The organism is Stenotrophomonas sp. A3_2 (genome assembly GCF_036624925.1).
GTDB lineage: Bacteria > Pseudomonadota > Gammaproteobacteria > Xanthomonadales > Xanthomonadaceae > Stenotrophomonas > Stenotrophomonas hibiscicola.
The window spans coordinates 1-328 of record NZ_JAZKVY010000200.1 but is presented as its reverse complement, the minus strand read 5'-3'; the positions used below and the strand labels follow the sequence as shown (position 1 = coordinate 328).

Below are 328 nucleotides of genomic sequence, written 5' to 3'. Positions count from 1 at the left end.
CTCCGTGGAAACTCTCAAGGCTCTTCTCCAAGCGGGAGGGCTTACGAAAGACGAAATTGACAAATTCCTGACGATCCTTCAGTCCGAACTTCGACATAAAGAGCAAATGACTGAAGCCAATTTACTATCGCTTTGTGAGGCATTTGCGTTACAGCTTGACCATCCTGCTCCAGCGCTCTTAGACCGAGGCAAGTCGATTTTCCAAAGTATTATAGCTGCGCTTTCTCTTGGCGTTGCAGGCAATCTGTTGACCGACGAGCTTAAAGCTCTCTTCAGTCAGAGTCGAGCCAACACGCACCTTGGTCAGCAAGATCTACGACAGTTGAGG

Annotated in this window: 1 protein-coding gene; it reads left to right on the top strand. The window is 48.8% G+C overall.

Annotated elements, in window-relative coordinates; all coding sequences use genetic code 11:
* Positions 1–328, top strand: a 328-nt coding sequence (locus R5H29_RS06695) for a hypothetical protein (protein WP_332328943.1), incomplete at both ends; no start/stop codon positions are given.